This window comes from Clostridia bacterium (genome assembly GCA_036562685.1).
GTDB lineage: Bacteria > Bacillota > Clostridia > Christensenellales > DUVY01 > DUVY01.
Genome location: DATCJR010000071.1, coordinates 1 through 9,494, shown reverse-complemented (window position 1 = coordinate 9,494; position 9,494 = coordinate 1). Strand labels below are relative to the sequence as shown.

The window sequence follows — 9,494 nt, the reverse complement described above, 5'->3', positions numbered from 1 at the left end:
TTCTAACTTTATTAATAATCCTAATTTTCTTAATCAATTATTAGAAAAATCTTGGTTTATTATAAGTTCATCAATAGTTACGCAAGGGACATTACTTGGTTTTTGTTTTTTATTGTGCAAAATCCGTCATGTGGATTTTATAAAAGCAGCTTCAATTAATAAAAAGATATCTTTGCTGGTTATTTTGATACTGCCTGTTTTGTCATTATTTTTGTTGGCAAGCGATATTCCGCTTCTTTCGGCAGTAGATGATATATTTAGAATTATTGGATATAATGAGCCCGATATTTTAACGGAAAATTTATTAAGTACACCACTTGGCATTATTGGAGTAATAATCAGCACTTGCATTTTGCCTGCTATATGCGAAGAATTTGTTTTTAGGGGTATTGTGCTTCAAGGGCTTGCATCCAGATTCAAACCCTTTACTGCAATACTATTAAGCGCTTTTGCGTTTTGCATGATGCATATGTCACCCGCCCAAACAGCTCATCAGTTTGTATTAGGTGTAGCATTGGGATATATAGTTTTGACCACAGGCTCTATATGGCCGGGAGTAATATTGCATTTTTCCAATAATTTTTGGGCAGTGCTTGCATCAATAGTTTCATTAAATGGATTGGAAAGTGCTTTATTGAATAATACTATATTTATATATGTTGGCGCTGTTGTCTTTACGTTATTAGGTTTAGCGGCATTTTTCTTGGCTTTTGATTTTGTTGCAAAAAAGCAAAAAGACAGCATTTTTATAAATGCTATTACAGGGTTTAAAAAACATAAACAGGGAAATAGATTTAAAATGAACTATGATGTAATAGTTCCGCCGATTAAAAGAGTTTTTAACCCTGAACAAAATGCTTTTGTAGAAACTCCATTATCCGAAGAAGAATACTCGTTATTTGCGGCGACAAAAGAACAAAAAAACCGTAGAAAATTTATTATAATATATTGTATCGCGTTTGGAATTTGCATAGCAGTGTGGTTATTTGCATTAAAATCTGCACTTGTTGGGGTTTTAATGTAATCTGGATGTATAGGGATAAAATAATTATGATTAATTTTGAAAGTACTTCAGGCGCAAAAAGCCAATTAAAAAGGAACTTTTATTTAGGTTCAATAGCTTTGCTTATAGCAGCAATTGGATTAATAATAACCAGAATTTTATTTGGACTAGGGGTTTTTGACGCATTGCCCTTAGCTGCATCTGATTTTTTAGGTTCCTTTATTATTCAGATAATTTTTATAGCAGGCGGCGGACTTACCGTACTTTTGATACAGCAGTTTGGCTTTGCAGGAAAAAATAATTTACAACTTAAGCAAATACCTGAGCAAAAAACAGGGCTAAAAAATCGTTTGAAAGAAATGGGCTTTAGAATGCCTAGAAAATATTTGATTCCATTGTCTTTTGTGCTTGGTATATTGTTTTTTGTTATGACAATAGGAATTTCATTTATCAATCAATTTATATTGCTGTTATTTGGCTTTAATTTTTCTTACGCTGAAGAAGCAGTAGGCGGTATAGGATTGTTCTTGCTTGCTTTATTTAATACAGCTATCTTGCCTGGAATTTGTGAAGAATTTCTTAACCGCGGATTGATTTTAAGAGGACTCCGCGACACAATGCAGGATAAATATGCAATAATAGTTTCTGCACTATTATTTGGACTGCTTCATGCCAATATCAGACAGACCTTGTATACTTTTGTGGGAGGAATAATTTTTGCCACCTTGACCGTAAAGACAAGGTCGATTTATCCTTCTATGATAATACATTTTATGAACAACGCTATAAGTGTTTATACAACTCATGCTTATGCTAACGGTTGGATAGGCGGCAATTTTGACAGCTTTTTATTGGATCATTTTGGTTTATCTGTGGTTTTGTGGATAGTTTTGACCGCAGTATTTGTAGCATTGCTTGTTATTATAGTAAAAGCTGAAACAAAATATCAAAAAAGCATTGAAGAAAAAAATCCAGAACAGACCAATGCAAGCTTTAGCCTAGTTCCTATAAATTCACCTTTTGGCGTATTCTATACAAGAAATGTGCCCTTATACAGACCTAAACTAGAAGATAAGATTATTATATACACCTCTGTATTTTTACTTGCAGTTACAACTGTATTTTCTTTTTATATGGGACTGTTTTAAATGATTAACATTATCTGTGTCGGAAAGGCAAAAGAAAAATATTTTATAGAAGCTTGCGATGAATATTTAAAAAGGCTTAGCAAATATACAAAAATAAATATAATTGAAAAAGCTGAATATAAACTTAGTGATAATAACGCACCTGCAGAAATTGAAAAGGCTCTTAATTATGAAGGTGAATTGATTGTTCCTAATCTTAAAGGTACCGTTGTTTGTCTAGATTCTCATGGGGAACAATTAACAAGTGAAGAGTTTGCAAAATATTTGAATACTCATATAAGTCCTGATATAACTTTTGTAATCGGTTCGTCTTTTGGTCTTTCTTCAAAAATCAAAAAATCATCTAACATGCTGTTGAGCTTTGGTAAAATGACATATCCTCATAGACTCATGCGCGTTATTTTATTAGAACAAATATATAGAGCGTTTTGTATTAATAATAATTCTCCATATCATAAATAAAAAAACACAAAAAATATATAATTTAATCATTGTGATTTTTTGTTTTATATGATAATATTTGTGAAGGGTAATTTAGAGTGATAAACATTATTATATATATTTCAATAGCACTTACTGCATTCATAGCTTTGGTAGGACTTCCTCAAATCATTTATACGTTTTTGGGAATCTTGCCTCCAAGAAGATATCCAGAAGCAAAAAATCAATATAAATATGCTTGCATAATATGCGCGCGCAATGAAGCGTCGGTAATTGGTCAGCTTGTTGAAAGCATAAAAAAACAGGACTATCCGTCTGAACTTGTTGATATTTTTGTCGTTGCGGATAATTGTACTGATAACACAGCAGAGGTAGCGAGAAACGCAGGAGCTATAGTATATGAACGCAATAATCCAGATTTGCGCGGCAAATGCTATGCTTTGCAATTTATTTTTGACATAATTCATTCACAATATCAGGATAAGAACTATAAGGGCTATTTTTATTTTGATGCAGACAATCTGCTTGCCCATAATTACATAACAGAAATGAATAAGGCTGTTGATGCTGGCGAATTAATAATTAATAGCCATCGCGCGCCTAAGAACTATGATAATTGGATATCAGCAGGAACAGGTTTGATGTTTTTGCAGCAATCTCGCCTTGTTCATGCCGTAAGAGATAAAATCAATGCCACTACATATATAGCTGGGACAGGCTTCTATACCGATGCTGAGATTATAAAAAAGCAAGGCGGCTGGCCTTATACATCTATGACCGAGGATATTGAATTTTCTCATGCCAAGGTTTTAGAAGGTTATAAAATCGCTTTTTGCTATAAGGCTGTATTTTATGACGATCAAGCGTCTACAATTAAGGATACTATAAATCAACGTGCTAGGTGGGTAAAAGGCGGATATCAGTGCTGTTCAAAGTTTTTATTAAAACATCTAAAAAATATCTGGCGTTCTTTTGCATCTTATGACCTTTTGCTTTTGCTCCTTCCGATACCAATAATAAGTTTTACTTGGGGTATTATCTCGACTGTTGCATTATTGCTTTTAGGCGGTTTAGGGTATGCAAGCTGGTTAGAAGTTTTGTTGACGTTAGGAGCTCAGCTCGGGGGAGTTTATGTAACAGCATGGCTTTTGGCGGTGCTTGTAACAGTTCTGGAGTGGAAAAACATAAAAGCAAGCGCATGGAAAAAGATTATTTATACTTTTACTTTCCCTATAAACATGATGTTATATTTGCCTGCGGTGTATGTAGCTCTTGGCAAAGTAAAATGGAAATCAATTAAACGGACTCAAAAAGATATTGAACAAATAGAAGAAGAAAAAAGCCTTAAAGATTTTTAAGGCTTTTTTTTAAGGCTTTTTATTTTTAATGTTTCTTGCTTTTAAGTATTATTTTTTATGCCGAGAAAAGTATAAGACTTATTCCCATAACAGCCATACCAGCTACCAAACCATATATTGATAGGTGGGGTTCGCCATATTCTCTTGCACTAGGCAAAAGTTCGTCTACTGAAATAAATACCATTATGCCAGCAACTGCGGCGAAAATAATTCCAAAGACAATATCATTTATAAACGGGAGCAATACTCCAAATCCGATGAGCGCACCTAAAGGTTCTGATATTCCAGACAGTACCGAATATATAAAAGCTTTTTTTCTGTTGCCGGTAGCATAAAAGACAGGAATTGATACAGCGATACCTTCAGGTATATTGTGTATTGCAATAGCTATGGCGATAGCTACGCCTAATTTTGGATCTTGATAAGCTGATAAAAAGGTTGCAAGGCCCTCTGGAAAGTTATGGATTGTTATTGCAAGTGCGGTAAACAATCCAGTTCTCATTAGCTTACTAGTATCAACTTTGGGCTTATTAGCATCCATATCTTCAACCTTTCGCATCTCATGAGGATTTTTGGCATTTGGAATTAATTTATCGATTACGGCTATTAACAAAATTCCGCCAAAAAATCCGCCCAAAACCGCCCAGTATCCTGGAAAGTCGCCAAGAGCCGAGGTCAATGCATTTTTTGCCTTTTGGAATATTTCAATCATAGAAACATAAATCATTACACCAGCAGAAAAGCCCAGACTTATCGCCAAAAATTTTGTGTTAGTTTTTTTGGTAAAGAAGGCTAGAGCTCCGCCTATGCCGGTTGCAAGACCAGCAAAAACAGTCAACCCAAAAGCGGTTAAAATTTTTGTCATTTGTTTTCCCTTCTTAAAATAATATAAATTTTTCGTAGTAATTATATTTAAATTAAGCCGCTGTTGTCAATTATAACTCCAGCGGCTTATGTGTCAGTGTTACATAGCTATATTAAAATTGTATGAACAGATTGATAATTTGGTCACTATTAAATTTAAGGTTAACTTAGTTCAAAAGCGCCTGTATATAACTGATAATATCTGCCTTTATAATCAATCAATTCTTTATGACTTCCGCGTTCTATAATCTCACCGTTTTCCAAAACCATAATGGCTTGAGCGTTTCTTACGGTGGACAATCTATGCGCTATTACAAATACCGTTCTGCCTTCCATAAGTTTATCCATACTGCGTTCAATAAGCTTTTCGGTACGTGTATCAATACTGCTCGTAGCTTCGTCCAAAATAAGCACAGGGGGATTAGCCACAGCGGCGCGTGCAATAGAAAGCAGCTGTCTTTGACCTTGAGATAAGTTTGCACCGTCTCCAGACAGGACTGTATCATATCCTTCAGGCAAGTGTTTAATGAAGAAATCTGCATTGGCTAATTTTGCAGCTGCATATACTTCTTCATCAGTTGCGTCCAGCTTGCCGTATTTTATATTGTCTTTTACAGTACCTGTAAACAAATGCGTATCCTGTAAAACAATGCCTAAAGACTTTCTAAGCGCGTCTTTTTTGATATCTTTTATATCAATACCGTCATAAGTGATTTTTCCTTTTTGAATATCATAAAAACGGTTAATAAGATTGGTTATAGTTGTTTTGCCTGCGCCAGTAGCTCCAACAAAGGCAATTTTTTGTCCTGGCTTAGCATATAGATTAATATTTTTAAGTACAGGTTTGTTCTCGTCATAGGAGAAGTCCACATCAAAGAATCTGACATCGCCCTTTAGTTCTATGAATTTATCTTTGCCTTCTTCATCTTGTGATTTCCAGTACCATATTCCTTGAGGGTCGTTGTTATCAGTTGTGACGATGTTTCCATTTTCGTCCTTTTTGGCTTTTATCAGAGTTACAAATCCATTATCTACTTCAACAGATTCATCCAAAAGGTCAAATATTCTTTCAGCACCTGCTATGGACATAATTATTGAATTTAGTTGCTGTGAAATTTGGTTTATAGGCATAACAAAGCTTCGGGTTAAAAGTAAAAATGCGGATAATGTTCCTAGGCTTATTGAACCTGTCTTAACCATCAGCCATCCACCTATTACAGCGACCAAAGCATATAGAACATAACCTATATTAACCATTATAGGGCCCAGCATATTGGCATAACTATGTGCCTTGTTTGCGTTTTTAAACAAGTGCTCATTGACTACATCAAATTTTTCTTTCGCCTTTTCTTCATAAGAGAAAACTTTTACGACTTTTTGTCCTTCTATCATTTCTTCAACAAAGCCGTTTAGTTGTCCAATTGCTTGTTGCTGGCTGACAAAATATTTTGAACTTCTTCCACCTACAAACTTTACTACAAAGAATATGACAAATATCATAGCTATTACTATAAGTGTCAAAAGCCAGCTATAAAAACACATTACAGCAAAAACTCCCACAATGGTTATTATCGAAGAAATAAGGCTGGGAAAACTTTGTGATATAGATTGTCTTAAAGCATCGACATCGTTGGTATATCTGCTCATAATGTTGCCGTGAGTGTTATTGTCAAAATATTTGATAGGCAAACTTTCCATATGCTTATACATGTCGTCACGAATTTTTTTCAAAGTGCCTTGAGAAATGTTTATCATTAAACGGTTATAGATATATCCAGCTGCCACACCAATAATGCATATTCCCACCATGATAAGAATTGCACGTACAAATGGTGTCAAATCAGGATTTTGCACGCCTATCAATGGCGTTATATAATTGTCTATTAAAGGTTTAATGTAGCTGTTAACAGCAATACTAGTGCCCGAGTTAAGCAAGATACAAATTACAACTAACACTAGCAGGGCTCTATAATCTCTTAGATATGAAAATAGTCTAGCCAGTGTCTTTTTAAAGTTTTTAGGTCTTACGCCTGCATTGTGTGATTTTATATTAGGTGATTTAGTTTTTGCCATGTTTATTCTCCCATGTTCTTTTGAGAAGTATAAACTTCTTGATAAATCTCATTAGATTTTATAAGTTCGTCGTGTGTACCCATGCCTTTGATTTGACCTTCATCCAAAACGATAATTAAGTCAGCATCTTCTACTGAAGCAATTCTTTGGGCAATTATAATCTTGGTGACATCTTTTAATTCAGTTTTTAGTGCCTGTCTAATCAGAGCATCTGTTTTTGTGTCCACAGCACTGGTGGAGTCATCAAAGATAAGTACTTTGGGATTTTTAAGTATTGCACGCGCAATACAAATTCTTTGCTTTTGTCCTCCAGAAAGATTGACACCGCCTTGATCCAGATAAGTATCATATCCTTGAGGAAAACTCATTATAAAGTCATGTGCTTGAGCAATCTTGGCAGCGGCGATTATTTCATCCATAGTTGCATTTTGATTGCCCCACCTTAAATTTTCTGTAATAGTGCCAGAAAACAGCACATTTTTTTGCAATACAATACCCACGCTGTCTCTTAAGGTTTTTAAATGATAATTTTTTACATCAACACCACCCACTAATACGCTTCCGGTGGTTGCATCATATAGTCTGGGGATTAGCTGAACCAACGAGGTCTTAGCAGAGCCTGTTCCGCCTATTAGGCCTACAGTTTGACCATTTTCTATTTTTAGATTGATATCTTTTAGAACATAATTGTCATTTTTCTTGTAGCTGAAATTGACATTTTTAAATTCTATTGAACCGTCTTTTATATCATAAACAGGATCTTTGGGATCAGTAAGTTCAGGAGCTTCATCAATAACCTCTGTTATTCTGGCCGCGGCAGCCCTGGTCATAACCAAGTTTATAAAGATTATTGAAATCATCATCAGGCTCATCAGGATTTGCATTACATAGCTTAAAAAGCTGGTAAGCTGTCCTTCGGTCATTCCGCCTACAATAATCTTATTGCCGCCAAACCAAGCTATAGACAGCATGCATGCAAAAATAGTAAATTGCATTGCAGGTGCGTTCCATATTACGATTTTTTCGGCTTTTTTTGAAAAGTCCATAATATCAGCGGAAGCTTGATCAAACTTTTTGATTTCATAATCTTCTCTGACGAAAGACTTTACTGTTCTTATTCCTATAAGGTTTTCCTGAACAACCGAATTCATCTTGTCATATTTTTTGAACAGGGCTAGGAATTTGGGGAAAGCCTTAATCATAATTAATGCAAATATTGAACCTAAGAAAGGAATCGCACATAGGAATATTAGGGCAAGTTCCTTATTTATACTAAAAGCCATGGTTGTTGCAGTCACTAGCATAATTGGTGCGCGCACCATTGCTCTTAAAGCCATTTGCAAGGTGTCTTGCGTTATATTGACATCAGTAGTGATACGCGTTATAAGCGACGCAGTAGAAAATTTGTCAATATTGGAAAAAGCGTAGTTTTGAATGCTGTAATACATTTGTTGCCTAACGTTTTTTGCAAAACCTGTTGCTGCAACTGCTGCTAATTTTCCGGCGGCGGCACCACTAACCAATGATAAAAACGCCATGCCGACCATTAATAAGCCTATTCTTAAGATATAATCGATATCACCGTTTTTTATGCCGGTATCGATTATCTTAGACATCAGCAATGGAATCGAAACTTCCAAAAAAACTTCAGCAATAATGAAAATTGGAGTAAATAATGCAAAGATTGTGTACTGTTTCAGACATCTTGCCAGTTTTCTAATCATATAATTATCCTTTAATTTATATTTACATAATTGATATAAAATTATTAGCGCTGATTATATTATTAACATTTACTTACTTAATAAGTGATCATATACCGTGTTAAGCAATGTTAATAAAGTTTTATATTCGTCTTCTTTTAGAACAGAAAACAAAATGTTGTCGTTATGAAGCTTTTCTGCTTTGGCAACTTTGATTATTTCTTTTGCTTTGTCAGTTAATATCAAAACCTTTTTTCTCTGGTCGGAAGCGTCAACGCTTCTATATATAAAGCCTTTTTTTTCGAGCGTGTGTAAAATGCTGCTTACAGTAGATCTTCTGACCTGAAATTCCTGTTCAACCTCTTTTTGGGAAAATATATCGTTTTCATTTGACTGATTTTGGTATAAATAATTAAGCAGCATAAATTGCTTGCCAGTAAGCCCATATTTCTGGCATGATTCATTAAACTGCCTAAATAGCAGTCCATTGATTTTTTTTATTAATGGAAATAGTTCGTTCATTTTTTTAAAAATCGTATTAGTATTTTGTTAGAATTCTAACAAAATACTCAAGATAATGTCAAGTACTAATGTATTGATATTGTAACGGTTTTTAAACATAATTATTATAAATAGATATATGATGAATAAAAATTATTTCCAAAAAATTCTTAAAAAAAATTGAAAAAAATGTTGACAGCATAAGGCAACTGTGATATTATAATCAAGCTGTTTCAAATGACAGCGCGCTGATAAAAAAGCGGTCGCACATTGACAACTGCATAGAAAGAGTTAGATTGAAAAAGAGAATAAAGTCTTTTTGAATTTAGCGCGAAAGTAATACGTAAAAGAAGTATAGAACGATTTTACGAGTCTTTAAGAAACAAGGACTAGGGGGACATAC

The 9,494-nt window shown here is 34.3% G+C and carries 8 protein-coding genes; 4 read left to right on the top strand and 4 right to left on the bottom strand.

Annotated features, from left to right (window positions below):
- From VIL26_03215 to VIL26_03200, 4 genes are all read left to right on the top strand, one after another.
- Positions 1 to 1,024 (top strand): CPBP family intramembrane glutamic endopeptidase (locus VIL26_03215; GenBank protein ID HEY8389941.1); only part of this gene is annotated, 1,024 nt, incomplete at its 5' end.
- Positions 1,025 to 1,050: 26 nt separating this feature from the next.
- Positions 1,051 to 2,151: a CPBP family intramembrane glutamic endopeptidase gene (locus VIL26_03210; protein HEY8389940.1), complete on the top strand. Its 1,101-nt coding sequence runs from the start codon at positions 1,051 to 1,053 to the stop codon at positions 2,149 to 2,151.
- Complete coding sequence (gene rlmH / locus VIL26_03205) at positions 2,152 to 2,613, top strand: 23S rRNA (pseudouridine(1915)-N(3))-methyltransferase RlmH (GenBank protein ID HEY8389939.1); 462 nt, start codon at positions 2,152 to 2,154, stop codon at positions 2,611 to 2,613.
- A gap of 77 nt (positions 2,614 to 2,690) precedes the next feature.
- The gene (locus VIL26_03200; protein HEY8389938.1) at positions 2,691 to 3,950 is read left to right on the top strand and encodes a glycosyltransferase family 2 protein; all 1,260 of its coding nucleotides are present in this window, start codon (positions 2,691 to 2,693) and stop codon (positions 3,948 to 3,950) included.
- A 55-nt stretch (positions 3,951 to 4,005) separates the two neighbouring features.
- Here VIL26_03200 and zupT read toward each other — a convergent pair whose 3' ends face one another.
- From zupT to VIL26_03180, 4 genes are all read right to left on the bottom strand, one after another.
- Entirely contained in the window at positions 4,006 to 4,815 is an 810-nt protein-coding gene (gene zupT / locus VIL26_03195; protein ID HEY8389937.1) for a zinc transporter ZupT, read from the bottom strand.
- A 161-nt stretch (positions 4,816 to 4,976) separates the two neighbouring features.
- Entirely contained in the window at positions 4,977 to 6,887 is a 1,911-nt protein-coding gene (locus tag VIL26_03190) for an ABC transporter ATP-binding protein (GenBank protein HEY8389936.1), read from the bottom strand.
- Between the two features lie 2 nt (positions 6,888 to 6,889).
- Positions 6,890 to 8,611 carry an ABC transporter ATP-binding protein gene (locus VIL26_03185; GenBank protein HEY8389935.1) on the bottom strand — a complete coding sequence of 574 codons (1,722 nt, stop codon included), beginning with the start codon at positions 8,609 to 8,611 and terminating at the stop codon, positions 6,890 to 6,892.
- 69 nt (positions 8,612 to 8,680) lie between these two features.
- Positions 8,681 to 9,112, bottom strand: a complete 432-nt coding sequence (locus tag VIL26_03180; GenBank protein HEY8389934.1) for a MarR family transcriptional regulator — start codon at positions 9,110 to 9,112, stop codon at positions 8,681 to 8,683.
- Between the last annotated feature and the right edge of the window lie 382 nt (positions 9,113 to 9,494).